The 17329-nt window shown below is 71.3% G+C and carries 12 protein-coding genes, 1 pseudogene and 1 riboswitch; of the genes and pseudogenes, 4 read left to right on the forward strand and 9 right to left on the reverse strand.

Annotation, left to right across the window (positions count from 1 at the left end):
• Positions 1–97: 97 nt before the first annotated feature.
• The 4 genes from AQJ64_RS39350 to AQJ64_RS39365 all read right to left on the reverse strand — a co-directional run bounded on the left by AQJ64_RS39350 (position 98) and on the right by AQJ64_RS39365 (position 4622).
• Complete coding sequence (locus tag AQJ64_RS39350; protein WP_063788887.1) at positions 98–1087, reverse strand: ABC transporter permease; 990 nt, start codon at positions 1085–1087, stop codon at positions 98–100.
• The gene (locus AQJ64_RS39355) at positions 1074–2012 is read right to left on the reverse strand and encodes an ABC transporter ATP-binding protein (RefSeq protein WP_055638947.1); all 939 of its coding nucleotides are present in this window, start codon (positions 2010–2012) and stop codon (positions 1074–1076) included. Before AQJ64_RS39355 ends, AQJ64_RS39350 begins: the two co-directional genes overlap by 14 nt.
• Before the next feature lie 49 nt (positions 2013–2061).
• Complete coding sequence (locus AQJ64_RS39360; RefSeq protein ID WP_055638946.1) at positions 2062–3351, reverse strand: LolA family protein; 1290 nt, start codon at positions 3349–3351, stop codon at positions 2062–2064.
• A gap of 260 nt (positions 3352–3611) precedes the next feature.
• On the reverse strand, positions 3612–4622 hold the full coding sequence (locus tag AQJ64_RS39365; protein ID WP_059203419.1) for a polyprenyl synthetase family protein: 1011 nt from the start codon (positions 4620–4622) through the stop codon (positions 3612–3614).
• A gap of 436 nt (positions 4623–5058) precedes the next feature.
• A riboswitch (cyclic di-AMP (ydaO/yuaA leader) is annotated at positions 5059–5257 on the forward strand.
• A gap of 3 nt (positions 5258–5260) precedes the next feature.
• Here AQJ64_RS39365 and AQJ64_RS39370 point away from each other — a divergent pair.
• Complete coding sequence (locus AQJ64_RS39370; RefSeq protein WP_055635362.1) at positions 5261–5731, forward strand: transglycosylase SLT domain-containing protein; 471 nt, start codon at positions 5261–5263, stop codon at positions 5729–5731.
• A gap of 12 nt (positions 5732–5743) precedes the next feature.
• Here AQJ64_RS39370 and AQJ64_RS39375 read toward each other — a convergent pair whose 3' ends face one another.
• Complete coding sequence (locus tag AQJ64_RS39375) at positions 5744–6568, reverse strand: HAD family hydrolase (protein ID WP_055635361.1); 825 nt, start codon at positions 6566–6568, stop codon at positions 5744–5746.
• A gap of 330 nt (positions 6569–6898) precedes the next feature.
• Between AQJ64_RS39375 and fahA the strand changes: the two genes are divergently transcribed.
• The 3 genes and pseudogenes from fahA to AQJ64_RS51430 all read left to right on the forward strand — a co-directional run.
• On the forward strand, positions 6899–8110 hold the full coding sequence (gene fahA, locus AQJ64_RS39380; RefSeq protein WP_055635360.1) for a fumarylacetoacetase: 1212 nt from the start codon (positions 6899–6901) through the stop codon (positions 8108–8110).
• A 199-nt stretch (positions 8111–8309) separates the two neighbouring features.
• Positions 8310–9248 (forward strand): M56 family metallopeptidase, encoded by a 939-nt coding sequence (locus tag AQJ64_RS39385; protein WP_055635368.1) that lies wholly within the window; start codon positions 8310–8312, stop codon positions 9246–9248.
• Positions 9249–9297: 49 nt separating this feature from the next.
• Positions 9298–9798, forward strand: a pseudogene (locus AQJ64_RS51430) (fumarate reductase/succinate dehydrogenase flavoprotein subunit); the annotation flags it as partial.
• A gap of 165 nt (positions 9799–9963) precedes the next feature.
• Here AQJ64_RS51430 and recQ read toward each other — a convergent pair.
• From recQ to nuoL, 4 genes are all read right to left on the reverse strand, one after another.
• Positions 9964–11994, reverse strand: coding sequence for a DNA helicase RecQ (gene recQ / locus AQJ64_RS39390; RefSeq protein ID WP_055635367.1), 2031 nt, complete (start codon positions 11992–11994; stop codon positions 9964–9966).
• Between the two features lie 190 nt (positions 11995–12184).
• On the reverse strand, positions 12185–13834 hold the full coding sequence (gene nuoN, locus AQJ64_RS39395; protein ID WP_055635359.1) for an NADH-quinone oxidoreductase subunit NuoN: 1650 nt from the start codon (positions 13832–13834) through the stop codon (positions 12185–12187).
• On the reverse strand, positions 13831–15402 hold the full coding sequence (locus tag AQJ64_RS39400) for an NADH-quinone oxidoreductase subunit M (protein WP_055635358.1): 1572 nt from the start codon (positions 15400–15402) through the stop codon (positions 13831–13833). Before AQJ64_RS39400 ends, nuoN begins: the two co-directional genes overlap by 4 nt.
• Before the next feature lie 5 nt (positions 15403–15407).
• Positions 15408–17321, reverse strand: coding sequence for an NADH-quinone oxidoreductase subunit L (gene nuoL / locus AQJ64_RS39405; protein ID WP_055635357.1), 1914 nt, complete (start codon positions 17319–17321; stop codon positions 15408–15410).
• Between the last annotated feature and the right edge of the window lie 8 nt (positions 17322–17329).

The following is a 17329-nucleotide window of genomic DNA, read 5'->3' on the forward strand; positions in this document are numbered from 1 at the left end:
TACTGGACGTACTTGGGCTTTCGGCCGGTGCGGCGAGAGTGCGTGCCGGGCGTCGCGACGGGGCGAACGTTGCCTGCCGCGGCACTAGGCCGAGACGCTAGGCCGTGACGTCCTTCGTGGTGAAGCGCGCCCAGGCCGCCGAGCCGAACACCGCCACGTACAGGCCCTGAAGGCCGAGGTTCTTCACCAGGTCGTCCCAGTAGACGGGGTCGCGGACCAGGTCGGCGAAGGACAGCCAGTAGTGGGAGAAGAGATACGGCTGGATCGCGTGGAGCTGGGGGATCTGGTCGAGGATCTGGATCGTGATCAGCAGGCCGACGGTGGTCGCCATCGCGGCGATACCGCTGCCGGTCAGCGTGGAGACGAACAGGCCGAGCGCGGCCACCCCGGTCAGTGAGGCGGCCACCACCAGGGCGATCAGCAGGGCTCGGCCCAGTCCGTCGGCGAAACCGATCGTCGTACCGGAGATGGTGGTGACGTCTCCCAGGGGGAACAGCAGTGCGCCCACCGTCAGCGCCGAGAGCGCGACCACGAGGGTGGCCACCAGACAGAAGGCCAGCACCGTCGCGTACTTGGTGAGGAGGAGGCGGGTGCGGCCGGCCGGGGCGACGAGGAGGTAGCGCAGGGTCCCGGCGTTCGACTCGCCGGCGATCGCGTCGCCCGCGATGACGCCGATGGCCATCGGCAGGAAGAACGGCAGCGTCGCGGCCAGCGCGGTGAAGACCAGGAACAGACCGTTGTTGGTGACCTGGGCGATGAAGGCCGGGCCGCCGTCCCCTCCGCCGCCGGGTCCCCCCGGTCCCCCGGAGGAGCCGTCACCGGTCTCGATCTTCACGGCGATCCCGATCAGCACCGGTACGGCCGCCAGGACGCCGAGCAGCGCGAGGGTGCGCCAGCGGCGGAAGGTGATCAGCAGCTCGCTGCGGAGCAGACCGAGCGACCACCAGGGGCTCGGCCTGCGGACGAGGCCGGCCGTCGGCTCGCGCGGGTCTTCGGCCGTCGCGCCCTCGCCCGCGTCCTCCGTCGGTTCCGCCTCCGCCGGTTCCGCTCCCGCCGGTTCCGCCTCCGCCGGCTCAGCCCGCGACATCGAAGCCCTCCCCCGTGAGTGCCACGAACGCGTCCTCCAGGGAGGCGCGTTCGACGGTGAAGCCCCGGACCCGGACGCCGGCCGTCACCAGTGCGGCGTTGACTTCGGCGAGATCGCGGTCCGGGGGCTCGGCGGCGACCCGGTCCTCCTCGGAGGTCACGTCCGCCGCGCCCTGTTCCTTCAGCACCCGCGCCGCCTCGGCGGTGTCGGGCGTGATCACCACCAGCCGGCCGCGCGCGCCCGCCGCCAGTTCGGCCACCGGGCCCTGGGTGACCAGCCGGCCCTGTGCCATCACCGCCACATGGGTGCACACCTGCTCGATCTCGTCGAGGGGGTGGGAGGAGAGGAAGACGGTCGTGCCGTCCGAGGCCAGTTCCCGCACCAGGGAACGGATCTCCCGCATGCCCTGCGGGTCGAGGCCGTTGGTCGGCTCGTCGAGGACGAGGAGCCGACGCGGCTGGAGCAGCGCGGCGGCCAGGCCCAGCCGCTGCTTCATGCCGAGCGAGTACGCCTTCGCCTTCTTCCCGGCCGCCGCCGTCAGCCCGACCCGCTCCAGCGCCGCGGCGACGCGGGTCCGCCGGGTGCGGGGGTCGGCGGTCGGGTCGGCGGCGTCGTAGCGCAGGAGGTTGTCGCGGCCGGAGAGGAAGCCGTACAGCGCGGGGCCCTCGATCAGCGCGCCGACCTGGGGCAGCACGGTGCGCGCGGCCCGGGGCACGGGCTGCCCCAGAACGCGCGCCGCACCGGACGTGGGTTCGATCAGGCCCATCAGCATGCGGATCGTGGTGGTCTTGCCGGAGCCGTTGGGGCCGAGGAAGCCGAAGACGCTGCCCGCCGGGACCGTGAGGTCGAGGCGGTCCACGGCAAGCTGGCCGCCGTGGTAGCGCTTGGTGAGGGCGTGGGTGTGGATGACGGGTGCGTCATCCATGGGCTCCCCCTTCGCTCGCTTCCCCGGGCCTGCGGTTCCGCAGGCCCCCCTACTTCGCGGAGTCCGCCGCCTTCACCAGGGCGTCCTTGGTGACGGCGCCGACGTAGATCTTGCCGTCGTCCGTGACCAGGGCGTTGATCAGCCGGGTGGAGAAGACGGTGCCGGAGCCGAACTTGCCGCTGACCTTGTCGCCGAAGGAGCCGAGGAAGCCGCTGAGGGCGCCGCCGGCGTCGGAGCCGAGTTCGGAGTTGAGCTCGGAGTCGGAGGGGACGCCCTTGCCGCCGGACTCGATGACGGCGACGGAGGTCCAGCCCTTGCCGAGGACGTCGAAGCCCTCGGGCTCCTCGCCGGAGCCGGTGAGGCCGCCGGATCCGCCGAGGCCTTCGAGGCCCTTGGGCAGGTCCTTGGGCAGGTCCTCGCCGGCCGCGCCCGGCTTGCCGGAGTCCTTCGCCGCCTCGTCGGCCTCGGTGACCTTCGCCCCCTTGGGCGGGGTGAAGTCGAAGGTGGAGGCGGCGGGCTCGGCGAAGGTGACCTGGGTGAAGCCGGCGTCCACGACGGCGGCGCCGCCGCTCGACGGGGTCAGCGTGAACTTCAGCGGCAGCCCGGTCTTCGCGTCCACCGCCACGCTGATCGCGCCGACCGTGGAGCCGGACTGCTTCGGCTTGATCAGCAGCTTGTAGGCGTCGCGGCCCGCGACGTGGACCGTGCCGTCGACGGTGACGGAGGTGGTGTCGTCGACCGCCTTGAGGGCGTCCTCGGTGAGGTCCTTGGGGGTGGCGGGCGGCTCCGCTTCCGCGGCGCCCTTGCCGGCGCTCTCGTCGGTGGTCGCGTGGTAGACCTCGTTGGAGGCGCTGTCGTAGCCCCACACGTCCTTGCCGTTGTGGATGACGCTGTACTCGGCGGCGTCCTCGACCAGGGAGAGCTTCTGCCGGTCGGGGCCGTCGGCGGCCACGCGCAGGGTGTGGGTGCCGGAGGCGAGTTCGGTGAGCTTGGCCGAGGGGTCGGCGGACGATCCGTCACCGCCGTTGCCCGCGACGCCGGAGAGCAGGCCGCTCTCCAGGCCGCCGAGGTCGGGCAGGCCAAGGTCGGTGGTGATCTTCACGGTGCCGGACAGCTGCTGCACGTCCGAGGCGGCGATCTTGTCGAGGAGCTGCTGGGCGGTGATCTTCGGCAGGTCGGGGTCGCCGGAGTCGGCGAGCGCCGGGACCAGGCCGATCGTCGCCGCGGCGACGCCGATCACGGTGACCGGGACGATGTACCGCACGGCCTTGCGCCGCCCGACGCGCAGGTCGTCCGTCTCCCCGGCGGTCGTGCTGTCGTCGGTTGCGTTCGGTGCCATGTGTGCCTTACCTCCGTCGTCGGCGGCGGCTGGTCATCTCACGGAGAGCGTCCCCACCCCGTGCCGCCATTCTCACCCGAATCGGTGAGGAGTGGTGTTTTCCGTGATTCCCATCTGACCAAATCCCACGTGAGGAGGCGTCACCCCACGGACTCAACTCCGCGTACACCTGCGGTATGACACGAGGGACGCCGGGGTGCTCCGCCCCCTAGGGGTAGGGGACGACGAGCGCGCGGGGCGCCAGGGGGCGCCAGGGGGCGTCAGCCGGCGCGGTGGACCACCGCGTCGCAGAGCCCCATGAGCGCCGCCTTCGCGTCGCACTCCGTGAGGGGGGCCAGCGCGGCGCGGGCCTCCTCCGCGTAGCGCACCGTGTCGCGGCGGGCCTGCTCCAGCGCCGGGTGGGCGCGCAGGGCCGCGACCGCCTCGGCGAGCCGGGCGTCGTCGCTCAGGTCGGAGTCGAGGAGCTCGCACAGCGCGATGTCCTCGGGCAGCGCCTGCTGGGCCGCCCGCTCGCGCAGCCGCAGCACGGGCAGGGTGGGGACGCCCTCGCGCAGGTCGGTGCCGGGCGTCTTGCCCGACTCGTGGGAGTCGGAGGCGATGTCCAGGACGTCGTCGGCGAGCTGGAAGGCGACGCCGAGGCGCTCCCCGTACTGGGTGAGCACGTCCACCACCGTCTCGTCGGCGCCCGACATCATCGCGCCGAAGCGGCAGGACACCGCCACCAGGGAGCCGGTCTTGCCGCCGAGGACGTCGAGGTAGTGGTCGACCGGGTCCCGGCCGTCGACCGGGCCGGCCGTCTCCAGGATCTGGCCGGTGACCAGCCGCTCGAACGCCTCCGCCTGCACCCGCACCGCCTCCGGGCCGAGGTCGGCCAGGATGTGCGAGGCGCGCGCGAAGAGGAAGTCGCCGGTGAGGACGGCGAGCGAGTTGCCCCAGCGGGCGTTCGCGCTGGGCACGCCGCGCCGCACCGCGGCCTCGTCCATCACGTCGTCGTGGTACAGGGTCGCCAGATGGGTGAGCTCGACGACGACCGCGGAGGGGACGACCCCCGGCGCGTACGGGTCGCCGAAGCGCGCGGCGAGCATCACGAGCAGCGGCCGGAACCGCTTCCCGCCGGCCCGCAGCAGATGCTGGGCCGCCTCCGTGATGAACGGGACCTCACTCTTGGTGGCCTCGAGCAAGCCTTCCTCGACAGCCGCCAATCCGGCCTGGACATCGGCTTCCAGAGCCTGGTCCCGCACGCTCAGCCCAAACGGCTCGACGACGGTCACGAGGAGTCTCCTGTCTGCTGGTGTCTATCGGCGGCTACGCGGTTTGTCGATAGGTCTCTGCGCTCACTCAAGTCAGCGTATCCGGTCAGGTTTCGATCACCACGAGCCCCCACGGTTACAGCCCGGACAGGCCCTATGAGAAGGGGCACCCCTTAAGCCGCCATCTGGGTTTATTGCCCGATTCACCCCTCTTGTGGACCCCGGTGAGTTGCCTCACTCGCCCAGCCGAACCGACCCCCTTCCGGTTCCCCTCCGCCTCACCCCGACACCTCGGCCGACACGGGCGAGTTGATGCTTTGCAGCCACAAAGGATCAAGCGCCTCATAGGCCACGGATCAAGGTCAATAGGGGTTAACCATGAATTCACCACTTGTTCCGGACATGTGCTCTCGCATACGTTCCCGGCCTGTCGGGCGGACGCCTAATCCTGCCGCCGCCCGAACACCCACCGAGAACACCACGGCAGGAGCGGGGGAACCAGGTAAGTCGCCGCACCGGTCCAGCCGGGCCGTGCCCATGGGCACGCTCCGGACAGACCGGTACGGCTTGGGGTGAAGTCGTGTCCGTGAGGGCACGACCGGGCAGCTCCCGCCCGAACCCGACAGCTCACCTCGCAGGCGACGGAGAGGAACTTCGCCATGCCTGCTCAGCCCCGTCGTACCCGCCGCCTCGCCCGCACGCTCGCCGTCGCCGCCACCGGCGTCACCGTGCTCGCCCTGCCGATCCTCGGCGCGACCACCGCCTCCGCGGCCACGCCGACCGTGGCCACCGCCAGCAGCCTCGGCTACGCCAACAACCTCGACGGCTGGATCCGCGCCTCGCTCCAGGTCATGGCGCAGCACGGGATCCCCGGCACCTACAACGGCATCTACCGCAACGTGATCCGGGAGTCCTCGGGCAACCCGTCCGCCATCAACCTCTGGGACTCCAACGCGGCCGCCGGCACCCCCTCCAAGGGGCTGCTGCAGATCATCGACCCGACCTTCAACGCGTACCACGTCTCCGGCACGTCCTGGGACCCGTACGACCCGGTCGCGAACATCACCGCGTCCTGCAACTACGCGGCCGCGCGGTACGGCTCGATCGACAACGTGTTCGGCGCGTACTGAGCCGGCCTGCGGCTACGCATAGAGACGTTCGAGGACGACGGCCACGCCGTCGTCCTCGTTCGACGTCGTCACCTCGTCGGCCACCGCCTTCAGCTCCGGATGGGCGTTGGCCATCGCGACCCCGCGGGCGGCCCAGTCGAACATCGGGATGTCGTTGGGCATGTCCCCGAAGGCGATGGTGTCCTCGGGTCCGATGCCCAGGTGCTCGGCGGCCAGGGCCAGCCCCGTCGCCTTGGTGATCCCGCACGGCTGGAGCTCCACCGTGCCCGGCCCGGACATGGTGACGGTGGCGAGCGAGCCGACCACCGCGCGGGCCGTCGAGGCCAGTTCGTCGTCGGAGAGCGTCGGATGGCGCAGCAGCACCTTGCTGATCGGCTCGCACCACAGGTCGTCGCGGCGCTCCACGCGCAGGGCGGGCAGGGTCGGGTGCGGCATCAGATAGCCCGGCTCGATCAGTGTGAGCCCGTCGACGCCGTCCTGGTCGACGGCCGCGTACACCTGCCCGACCTCGGCCTCGATCTTGCCGAGCGCGGTCTCCGCGAGTTCCCGGTCCAGGGTGACCGACCACAGCAGACGGTCCCCGCCGGCGTCGTACAGCTGCGCACCCTGTCCGCACACCGCGAGTCCTCTGCTGTGCAGGCGGTCCAGGAGCGGTCGTACACGCGGCGCGGGCCGGCCGGTCACCACCAGATGGCGAGCGCCGGCCGCCGCCACCCGCGCGAGCGCGTCCAGCGACCGGTCGGAGAACGTGTCGTCGCCGCGCAGCAGCGTTCCGTCCAGGTCGGTGGCGACGAGGGAGTACGTGGTGCGCTCGGCATATGCGGTGGGTGCGGCCATGATCAGAGAATACGGATCCCGCACCCCCCGGACTCGACGTGAACCGGACCAGGACGGAGTCCGGCCCCCTTCTGTCAACTCCCCTTCTTTTGTTGACCGATCACTCACCGATCGCGGGTGAACACGGGTCCGGGAAACGCCTTCCGGCACATCGCCGGGTAACGACCGGTCGGCGACCCGCACCCTTCGACAGCTGTCCGAGATCCGGGCGGCCCGCAGGCCGACCCGTGCCGCCCGCCCGAGGTCGGACGTAACGTGTGGCCCGGCCGCCCGCACCCGCGGAGCGGACGCGAGCACGACATGGTGAGCAGGAAAGAGAGGCAGTACCCGATGCCCCCCTTCGACATCCCCGAGGGCGACCCCTTCGGCCCGCACAACCTTCCGTACGGCGTCTTCTCGCTCCCCGGCCCTGCGGAGCGGACCGTCGGCGTACGGCTCGGCGACCACGTCCTGGACGCGGGCGCCGCGGCCCGTGCGCTCGGCTCGCCGCACGCCGCCCTGCTCGCCCGGCCGACCCTCAACCCCCTGCTGGCGGCGGGCCGCACCACCTGGTCGGAGGTCCGGCGCACCCTCACGGAGGCCGTCACCGACCCCGCGCACCGCGCCACCCTCGAACCGCTCCTGCACCCCCTGTCCTCGGTGACCCTGCACCTGCCGTTCGACGTCGCGGACTACGTCGACTTCTACGCCTCCGAGAACCACGCCCGGAACGTCGGCCGGATCTTCCGCCCCGACGCACCCGACTCCCTCACCCCGAACTGGAAGCATCTGCCGATCGGTTACCACGGCCGCTCGGGCACGGTGATCGTCTCCGGCACCGATGTCGTCCGCCCGTCGGGCCAGCGCAAGGGCCCGGCCGATCCCGCCCCGGTGTTCGGTCCGTCCGTCCGCCTCGACATCGAGGCCGAGGTCGGCTTCGTGGTGGGCGTGCCGTCGGCGATGGGGAAGCCGGTGGCCGCGGCCGCCTTCCGGGACCATGTGTTCGGCCTCTGCCTGCTCAACGACTGGTCCGCCCGGGACGTCCAGGCCTGGGAGTACGTCCCCCTCGGTCCGTTCCTCGGGAAGTCCTTCGCCACCTCGGTGTCGGCCTGGATCACCCCGCTGGAGGCGCTGGAGGAGGCCCGGGTGGCGCCGCCCGGGCGCACCCATCCGCTGCTGCCCTACCTGGACGACACCTCCGCCGAACCCGCCGGCTACGACCTGCGCATCTCGATCGCGATCAACGGCCATGTCGTGTCCGAACCCCCCTTCGCCTCGATGTACTGGACCGCCGCCCAGCAGCTCGCCCACATGACCGTGAACGGCGCCTCCCTGCGCACCGGCGACCTCTACGGCTCGGGCACGGTCAGCGGCCCGGCCCCCGAGCAGCGCGGCTCCCTGCTGGAACTGACCTGGAACGGCCGCGACGCCCTGGAACTCCCCGACGGCAAGCGCACCTTCCTGGAGGACGGCGACGAGGTGACCCTGTCGGCCTGGGCCCCGGGTCCCGGCGGCCTGCGGGTGGGGCTCGGGGAGGTGAGCGGGCGGATCGTGGCGGGATGACGGCCTGCTTCCAGCAGGCTGACGCGGGCGGTCGCCGCCGTCATACTGGCGGCGGGCGCGGTTCTCGTGCCGCTCCCGCCGCACGTCTGTCGCACCCCCGGCCGGACCTCCGCTCCCGGAGCACGGCCCCGCCGCACCTTGCGCGTCCCTCGCCCGTTCTCTCCGATCAGGATCCGGAGCCCCTGGCATGACCGATGGCATGACCGTCTGCCTGCTCCTGCTGAGCGCCGTCGCGGTGACCGCCGCCGTGCCGGTGCCGCGTGCGCTGACCCGGGCGCAGTGGCCGGAGCGGGAGCCGGTGGTGGCGCTGTGGGTGTGGCAGTGCCTGGTCGCCACGGTCCTGCTGTGCTGTCTGACGGCGCTGGTGCTCGGTGCCGCCGCCGTCTTCCACACCGTCCGTGCCCAGGTGTTCGCGCCCGCGCCACCCGCGGTCACCGAGGCGTACGACCTCTCCGCCGCCCCGCCCTGGGCCGCCGCGCTCACCCTGCTGCTGGCCTGCGGGGCCGCCTGGACCACCGCGATGCTGGCCCGGGAGCTCGTCGAGGCACGCCGGCGCCGCGGCCAGACCCGCGCCCATCTGCGGGAACGCGCCCCCGAGCTGCCCGCGGGCCTGCCGTCCGCCCGGGGCCCGCTGCTCGTGCTGGAGGACGAGTACCCCGACGCCTGGTGGATGCCCGGCAACCCGCCCCAGCTGATCGTCACCACCGGGGCCCTGCACCGCCTCACCTCCCACCAGCTGGACGCCGTCCTGGCCCATGAGCGCGACCACGCCCGCGCCCACCACGACTGGCTGCTGCACCTCTCGACCGCCCTGGCCACCGGATTCCCCCGCATTCCGCTCTTCTCCCATTTCTGCGACCAGACCCACCGCCTGGTCGAACTCGCCGCCGACGACACCGCCTCCCGTCGCTGCGGCCACCTGACCACCGCCCTGGCACTGATCGAGCTGAACCAGCACCGGGGCGTCCTGTCCTGCGCCTCCAGCCACCGTCTCCTCGGCGAGCGCGTCGACCGTCTCCTGGAGCCACCGCCCCGGCTGGGCCGCAGGCACCGGGCGCTGACGACGGCGGTGGCCGGACTGGTGCCCCTGCTCCCCCTGCTGATCGCCTTCGCACCGGGCCTCAACGCCCTGGCGTGACACCGGCTCCGTACCGCGCCCCGCAGACGGCACGGTGGTGGCAGATCTTGTCGCGAGCGACCGCGGCCCGGTGTACCCGAAGCTGAGCCATCTCCCCGAGGAGTCGATCTCCGCACCGGAGTCCCTCCTCCACTCCACGGAGCGTCCGACGCGCGGCACCTTCCACTCCGGGCGGGGCCACGACTACCGCACGCACGACATCGAGATGCACATCTCCGAGATCGGCCTGTGCGGCGGCCACTCGGCCTCGGGCGTACGGGTCGACGGCCACGCCCGGACGACCGTCCCCCGGCTGTACGCCGCGGGCGACCTGGCCTGTGTCCCGCACAACTACATGATCGGCACGTTCGTCTTCGGCGACCTCGCGGGCGCCGACGCCGCTCAGCACTCCCCCTACGAAGGGGAGTTGCCCGCCGAGCAGCTGAGGGAGGCGCACGAGCTGGTCTACCGCCCGCTGCACAACCCGGACGGCCCGCCGCAGCCCCAGGTCGAGTACAAGCTGCGCCGCTTCGTGAACGACTACGTGTCCCCGCCGAAGTCGGGCGCGCGGCCCTGGCCACGGCCCCGGCCGACTCGGACGCGGATGTCAGGGCGTACGCGGGACGGGCGTTGTGAGGCCGTGGACCGAACCCCGGCGGTCCGACCCGCCGTCCGGGCGGCCGCACCGTCGGGTCCGCCCCCGGTCCGGGCGGCCGGGCGCCCTGGGTCCGGGAACCTATATCCAGTCGTCCGGCTCGGGCTCCATGTCCATCTCGGGCCAGTCGTCGTCGGGCGGGGACGCTGCGCCGGACCCGGCGTCGGCCCCGCCGACGCCGTCCGTCTCCCCTCCGGCCTCCCGAGCCTGCGCACCGCCCAGCTCCGCCAGCACCGCGATGACACCCTCCCCGTACGTCGCGAGCTTCTTCTCGCCGACGCCGCTGATGCCGCCCAGCTCCCGCACCGACGTCGGCCACGCGGTGACGATCTCCCGGAGGGTGGCGTCGTGGAAGATGACGTACGCCGGGACGCCCTGTTCGCGGGCCTGTTCGGCGCGCCAGGCGCGCAGTGCCTCGAAGACGGGTTGCAGCTGCTCGGGCAGCTCGGCCGCGGCCGCCTTGGCCTTGCCCTTCCCCCCGGACGACGCGCCCGACGCCTTGGGGGTCGCCGGCTTCCTGGGTTCCTTGCGCAGCGGCACCTCCCGCTCGCGCCGCAGGACCTCCCCGCTGGACTCGGTCAGCACCAGGGTGCCGTACTCCCCCTCGACCGAGAGGAGACCCTGTGCCAGCAACTGCCGGATGACGCCTCGCCATTCGCCCTCGGCGAGCTCCTCTCCGATGCCGAACACGGACAGCTGGTCGTGGTCGAACTGGATGACCTTGCCCGTGCGCTTGCCCAGCAGGATGTCGACGATCTGCACCGCGCCGAACTTCTGCCCGCGCTCCCGCTGGAGCCGCACCACCGTCGACAGCACCTTCTGGGCGGCGATCGTGCCGTCCCAGGTCTCCGGCGGGGCGACGCAGGTGTCGCAGTTGCCGCAGCCCGCCGGGGCGGGTTCCTGCCCGAAGTAGGCGAGGAGCTGGCCCCGCCGGCACTGGGCCGTCTCGCACAGCGCCAGCATGGAGTCCAGGTGGGCGGTGGCCCGCCGGCGGAACGCCTCGTCTCCCTCGCCGGACTGGATCAGCTTGCGCTGCTGTATGACGTCGTTGAGGCCGTAGGCCATCCAGGCCGTCGAGGGGAGGCCGTCCCGGCCCGCGCGGCCGGTCTCCTGGTAGTAGCCCTCGATCGACTTGGGCAGGTCGAGGTGGGCGACGAAGCGGACGTCCGGCTTGTCGATGCCCATGCCGAAGGCGATGGTCGCGCACACGACCAGGCCCTCCTCGCGCAGGAACCGCGCCTGGTGCGCGGCGCGGGTGCCGGCGTCCAGGCCCGCGTGGTACGGGACCGCCTCGACGCCGTTCTTCGAGAGGAACTCGGCGGTCTTCTCCACCGAGTTGCGCGAGAGGCAGTACACGATGCCCGCGTCGCCCGAGTGCTCCTCGCGCAGGAAGCCCAGGAGCTGCTTCCTGGGGTCGGCCTTGGGCACGATCCGGTACTGGATGTTGGGGCGGTCGAAGCTCGCCACGAAGTGCCGGGCGGCCGGCATGTTCAGCCGCTGGGTGATCTCCTGGTGCGTCGCGTGGGTGGCCGTCGCGGTGAGCGCGATGCGCGGGACGTCCGGCCAGCGCTCGCCGAGCAGGGAGAGGGACAAGTAGTCGGGGCGGAAGTCGTGGCCCCACTGGGACACGCAGTGCGCCTCGTCGATCGCGAAGACCGAGATCTTGCCGCGTGAGAGCAGATCCAGCGTGGAGTCCAGACGCAGCCGCTCCGGCGCCAGGTACAGCAGGTCCAGTTCGCCCGCGAGGAACTCGGCCTCGACCACGCGCCGCTCGTCGAAGTCCTGCGTGGAGTTGACGAACCCGGCGCGCACACCGAGCGCGCGGAGTGCGTCCACCTGGTCCTGCATGAGGGCGATCAGAGGTGACACGACCACGCCCGTGCCCGGTCTGACCAGGGCCGGAATCTGGTAGCAGAGCGACTTGCCGCCGCCCGTCGGCATGAGGACGACCGCGTCCCCGCCGGCCACCACATGCTCGATGACCTCTTCCTGCTCGCCGCGGAAGGCCTCGTACCCGAAGACCCGGTGCAGCGTGGCCAGGGCCTCGCTCTCGGTCCGCCCCGGTGTCCCGGTGATCCCTGTCATCTCGCTGATCCCGCCCGTCCCGCCCATCGTCTCGTCCCCCGTACGTCGTCCCTCGACCACTGCCTCCACGATAGGGGTCCGGACTGACACCGCCGGAGTTATCCACAGGCTCGATCAGGTCACCCTGTGTACATCTGTCCTCACTCGAACACGCGGACGGGCCCGGCCCCCCGGAAACCGAGGGAGCCGCGCCCGCCGTATACGCGCGTCTCGCGGGTCAGCGCACGAACACCCCTGCCTGGTTCGCCAGGTCCAGGAAGTACTGCGGCGCCACACCGAGCACCAGGGTGACCGCGACCCCCACGCCGATGGCCGTCATCGTCAGCGGCGACGGCACCGCGACGGTCGGGCCCTCGGGCTTCGGCTCGCTGAAGAACATCAGCACGATCACCCGGATGTAGAAGAACGCGGCGATCGCCGACGAGATCACACCGACCACGACCAGCGGCCCGGCCCCACCCTCGGCGGCCGCCTTGAACACGGCGAACTTCCCGGCGAACCCGGAGGTCAGCGGGATACCGGCGAAGGCCAGCAGGAACACCGCGAACACGGCCGCGACCAGCGGCGACCGCCGGCCCAGCCCCGCCCACTTGGACAGGTGCGTGGCCTCGCCGCCGGCGTCGCGCACCAGCGTCACCACGGCGAACGCGCCGATCGTCACGAAGGAGTACGCGGCCAGGTAGAACAGCACGGACGAGACACCGTCGGGGGTGGTCGCGATGACACCCGCGAGGATGAAGCCGGCGTGCGCGATGGACGAGTACGCCAGCAGCCGCTTGATGTCGGTCTGGGTGATCGCGACGATCGCGCCGCCCAGCATGGTGATGACCGCGACGCCCCACATGACCGGCCGCCAGTCCCAGCGCAGGCCGGGCAGGACGACGTACAGGATCCGCAGCAGCGCGCCGAAGGCGGCCACCTTGGTCGCCGCGGCCATGAAGCCGGTGACCGGGGTGGGGGCGCCCTGGTAGACGTCCGGCGTCCACATGTGGAACGGCACGGCGCCGACCTTGAACAGCAGGCCCATGACGATCAGCGCGGTGCCGATGAGCAGCAGCGCGTCGTTGCCCATGGTGTCGGCGAGCGCCGGGTTCACGTTCTTGACGGTGCCGTCGACGACCTGGGAGATCGTCCCGTACGACACCGAGCCGGCGTAGCCGTAGAGCAGGGCGATGCCGAAGAGGGTGAACGCGGAGGCGAACGCGCCGAGCAGGAAGTACTTGACCGCGGCCTCCTGCGACATGAGCCGCTTGCGGCGGGCCAGGGCGCACAGGAGGTAGAGCGGGAGCGAGAAGACTTCCAGGGCGATGAAGAGGGTCAGCAGGTCGTTGGCCGACGGGAAGACCAGCATGCCGGCGACCGCGAAGAGCAGCAGCGGGAAGACCTCGGTGGTGGTGAAACCGGCCTTGACCGCGGCTTTCTCGCTGTCGCTGCCGGGCACGGAGGCCGCCTGGGCGGCGAAGGAGTCGACCCGGTTGCCGTGTGCCTCGGGGTCGAGGCGGCGTTCGGCGAAGGTGAACAGGCCGACCAGGGCGGCCAGCAGGATCGTGCCCTGGAGGAAGAGGGCCGGTCCGTCGACCGCGATCGCGCCCATGGCGGCGATGCGCGCCTTCGTCGTGCCGTAGCCGTCCGCCGCGAGGGCGACGACCGCGGCGAACGCGGCGGCCAGCGCCACGACGGACACGAACAGCTGTGCGTAGTAGCGGTGCTTGCGCGGCACGAAGGCCTCGACGAGCACCCCGACGATCGCCGCTCCCACGACGATCAAGGTGGGCGACAATTGCCCGTATTCGATCTTCGGCGCGTCGATCTTGGCGATCGGCTCGGCCGCCGTTGTCCACAGGCTGTGGACGGCTGATGCGCTCACTTGGCCGCCTCCACCTCGGGCCGGGGGTCCTTCTGATGTACGTCGGAGAGGGTCTGCTGGACCGCCGGGTTGACGATGTCCGTGAGGGGCTTCGGATAGACGCCCAGGAAGATCAGCAGCACGATCAGCGGGGCGACGACCGCGAGCTCACGCGCGCGGAGGTCGGGCATCGCGGAGACCTCGGCCTTCACCGGGCCCGTCATCGTCCGCTGGTAGAGGACGAGGGTGTACAGCGCGGCGAGCACGATGCCGAAGGTGGCGATGATGCCGATCGCCGGGTAGCGCGAGAACGTGCCGACGAGGACCAGGAACTCGCTCACGAACGGCGCCAGCCCGGGCAGCGACAGCGTCGCCAGACCGCCGATCAGGAAGGTGCCGGCGAGCACCGGGGCGACCTTCTGCACACCGCCGTAGTCCGCGATGAGCCGCGAGCCGCGCCGGGAGATCAGGAAGCCGGCGACCAGCATCAGGGCGGCCGTCGAGATGCCGTGGTTGACCATGTAGAGCGTGGCGCCTGACTGGCCCTGGCTGGTCATCGCGAAGATGCCCATGATGATGAAGCCGAAGTGCGAGATCGACGCGTACGCCACCAGCCGCTTGATGTCGCGCTGACCGACGGCGAGCAGCGCCCCGTAGACGATGCTGATCAGCGCGAGGACGAGGATGGCGGGCGTGGCCCACTTGCTGGCCTCCGGGAACAGCTGGAGACAGAAGCGGAGCATCGCGAAGGTGCCCACCTTGTCGACCACCGCGGTGATGAGGACGGCGACGGGGGCGGTGGACTCCTGCATGGCGTTGGGCAGCCAGGTGTGCAGCGGCCACAGGGGCGCCTTCACCGCGAAGGCGAAGAAGAAGCCGAGGAACAGCCAGCGTTCGGTGCTGGTCGCCATGTGCAGCGAGCCGTTCGCGCGGGCGTCGGCGATCTCGGTGAGCGAGAAGCTCCCGGCCACCACGTACAGCCCGATCACCGCGGCCAGCATGATCAGGCCGCCGACCAGGTTGTAGAGCAGGAACTTCACGGCCGCGTACGACCGTTGCGTGGACGCCGCCTGCTCGCCGTGCTCGTGGGCACGGTCGCCGAAGCCGCCGATGAGGAAGTACATCGGGATGAGCATGGCTTCGAAGAAGATGTAGAACAGGAAGACGTCGGTGGCCTCGAAGGAGAGGATCACCATCGCCTCGACGGCCAGCATCAGGGCGAAGAAGCCCTGGGTGGGCCGCCAGCGCTTGCTGCCGGTCTCCAGCGGGTCGGCGTCGTGCCAGCCCGCCAGGATGATGAAGGGGATCAGCAGCGCGGTGAGCGCGATGAGGGCCACCGCGATGCCGTCCACGCCGAGTTCGTAGCGGACCCCGAAGTCCGCGATCCAGGCGTGGGACTCGGTGAGCTGGTAGCGGCTGCCGTCCGGGTCGAAGCGCACCAGGACGGCGATCGCCAGGGCGAGGGTGCCGAGGGAGACGAGCAGGGCCAGCGATTTGGCGGCGTTGCGCCGGGCGGCCGGGACGGCGGCCGTGGCGACCGCCCCGATCGCCGGGAGCGCGGCCGTCGCTGTCAGCAGAGGAAAGGACATCGGTATCAGACCGCCCTCATCAGCAGGGTCGCGGCGACGAGGAGCGCCGCACCGCCGAACATCGAGACCGCGTACGACCGCGCGAAGCCGTTCTGCAGTCGGCGCAGCCGTCCGGAGAGGCCGCCGACCGAGGCCGCCGTGCCGTTGACGACTCCGTCGACCAGGGTGTGGTCGACGTACACCAGGGAGCGGGTGAGGTGCTCGCCGCCGCGGACCAGGACGACGTGGTTGAAGTCGTCCTGCAGCAGGTCGCGGCGGGCGGCCCGGGTGAGCAGCGACCCGCGCGGGGCGACGGCCGGGACCGGGCGGCGGCCGTACTGGGCGTAGGCGATGGCGACGCCGATGACCAGGCAGACCATGGTCGCGCCGGTGACCGTCGCCACGCTGAGCGGGGAGTCGCCCTCGCTGTGCCCGGTGACGGGTTCGAGCCAGTGCAGGAAGCGGTCGCCGATGCTGAAGAACCCGCCCGCGAGGACCGACCCGAAGGCCAGCACGATCATCGGGATCGTCATGATCTTGGGCGACTCGTGCGGGTGCGGCTCATGGCCGTCCGCGTCGGGCTGCCAGCGCTTCTCGCCGAAGAACGTCATCAGCATCACGCGCGTCATGTAGTACGCGGTGATGGCCGCGCCCAGCAGCGCGCAGCCGCCGAGGATCCAGCCCTCGGTGCCGCCCTTGGCGAAGGCCGCCTCGATGATCTTGTCCTTGGAGAAGAAGCCGGACAGACCGGGGAAGCCGATGATGGCGAGGTAGCCGAGGCCGAAGGTGATGAAGGTGACCGGCATGTACGTCCGCAGGCCGCCGTACTTGCGCATGTCGACCTCGTCGTTCATGCCGTGCATCACGGAGCCGGCGCCGAGGAACAGCCCGGCCTTGAAGAAGCCGTGCGTCACCAGGTGCATGATCGCGAAGACGTAGCCGATCGGGCCGAGGCCCGCGGCCAGCACCATGTAGCCGATCTGCGACATGGTCGAGCCGGCCAGCGCCTTCTTGATGTCGTCCTTCGCGCAACCGACGATCGCACCGAACAGGAGCGTGACCGCTCCGACGACGGTGACGACGAGCTGGGCGTCGGGCGCGCCGTTGAAGACGGCCGCGGAGCGGACGATCAGATAGACGCCCGCGGTCACCATCGTCGCCGCGTGGATGAGGGCGGAGACCGGGGTCGGGCCCTCCATGGCGTCCCCGAGCCAGGACTGCAGCGGCACCTGGGCGGACTTGCCGCAGGCCGCGAGGAGCAGCATCAGGGCGATGGCGGTCAGCCTGCCCTCGCTCGCGTCGCCCGCGATGCCCGGCTCCTGCTCGCTGCCGAGCAGCGGGCCGAAGGCGAAGGTCCCGAAGGTGGTGAACATCAGCATGATGGCGATCGACAGGCCCATGTCGCCGACACGGTTGACCAGGAAGGCCTTCTTCGCCGCGGTGGCCGCGCTGGGCTTGTGCTGCCAGAAGCCGATGAGCAGGTAGGAGGCGAGACCGACGCCCTCCCAGCCGACGTACAGCAGCAGGTAGTTGTCGGCGAGGACGAGCAGCAGCATCGCCGCGAGGAACAGGTTGAGGTAGCCGAAGAAGCGGCGGCGCCGCTCGTCGTGCTCCATGTACCCGACCGAGTACAGGTGGATCAGCGAGCCGACGCCCGTGATCAGCAGCACGAACGTCATCGACAGCTGGTCGAGGCGGAAGGCCACGTCCGCCTGGAAGCCCTCGACCGGGATCCAGGTGAACAGGTGCTGGGTGAGCGTCCGGTCGTCGGCGCTCCTGCTGAGCAGGTCGCCGAAGAGGACGAGGCCGAACACGAAGGAGGCGGCCGCGAGGAGCGTGCCGATCCAGTGGCCGACGGCGTCGAGCCGGCGGCCGCCGACCAGGAGGACGGCCGCTCCGAGCAGGGGCGCCGCGATCAGCAGCGCGATCAGGTTCTCCACGATTCTTC

The organism is Streptomyces griseoruber (assembly GCF_001514205.1).
Classification (GTDB): Bacteria; Actinomycetota; Actinomycetes; order Streptomycetales; family Streptomycetaceae; genus Streptomyces; species Streptomyces griseoruber.

What these genes read in the sequence shown, in the direction of transcription:
- AQJ64_RS39350 (WP_063788887.1), bottom strand. Translation starts at nt 1,087, where the DNA reads ATGTCGCGGGCTGAGCCGGCGGAGGCGGAACCGGCGGGAGCGGAACCG.
- AQJ64_RS39355 (WP_055638947.1), bottom strand. Translation starts at nt 2,012, where the DNA reads ATGGATGACGCACCCGTCATCCACACCCACGCCCTCACCAAGCGCTAC.
- AQJ64_RS39360 (WP_055638946.1), bottom strand. Translation starts at nt 3,351, where the DNA reads ATGGCACCGAACGCAACCGACGACAGCACGACCGCCGGGGAGACGGAC.
- AQJ64_RS39370 (WP_055635362.1), top strand. Translation starts at nt 5,261, where the DNA reads ATGCCTGCTCAGCCCCGTCGTACCCGCCGCCTCGCCCGCACGCTCGCC.
- AQJ64_RS39375 (WP_055635361.1), bottom strand. Translation starts at nt 6,568, where the DNA reads ATGGCCGCACCCACCGCATATGCCGAGCGCACCACGTACTCCCTCGTC.
- fahA (WP_055635360.1), top strand. Translation starts at nt 6,899, where the DNA reads ATGCCCCCCTTCGACATCCCCGAGGGCGACCCCTTCGGCCCGCACAAC.
- AQJ64_RS39385 (WP_055635368.1), top strand. Translation starts at nt 8,310, where the DNA reads ATGACCGTCTGCCTGCTCCTGCTGAGCGCCGTCGCGGTGACCGCCGCC.
- recQ (WP_055635367.1), bottom strand. Translation starts at nt 11,994, where the DNA reads ATGGGCGGGACGGGCGGGATCAGCGAGATGACAGGGATCACCGGGACA.
- AQJ64_RS39400 (WP_055635358.1), bottom strand. Translation starts at nt 15,402, where the DNA reads ATGTCCTTTCCTCTGCTGACAGCGACGGCCGCGCTCCCGGCGATCGGG.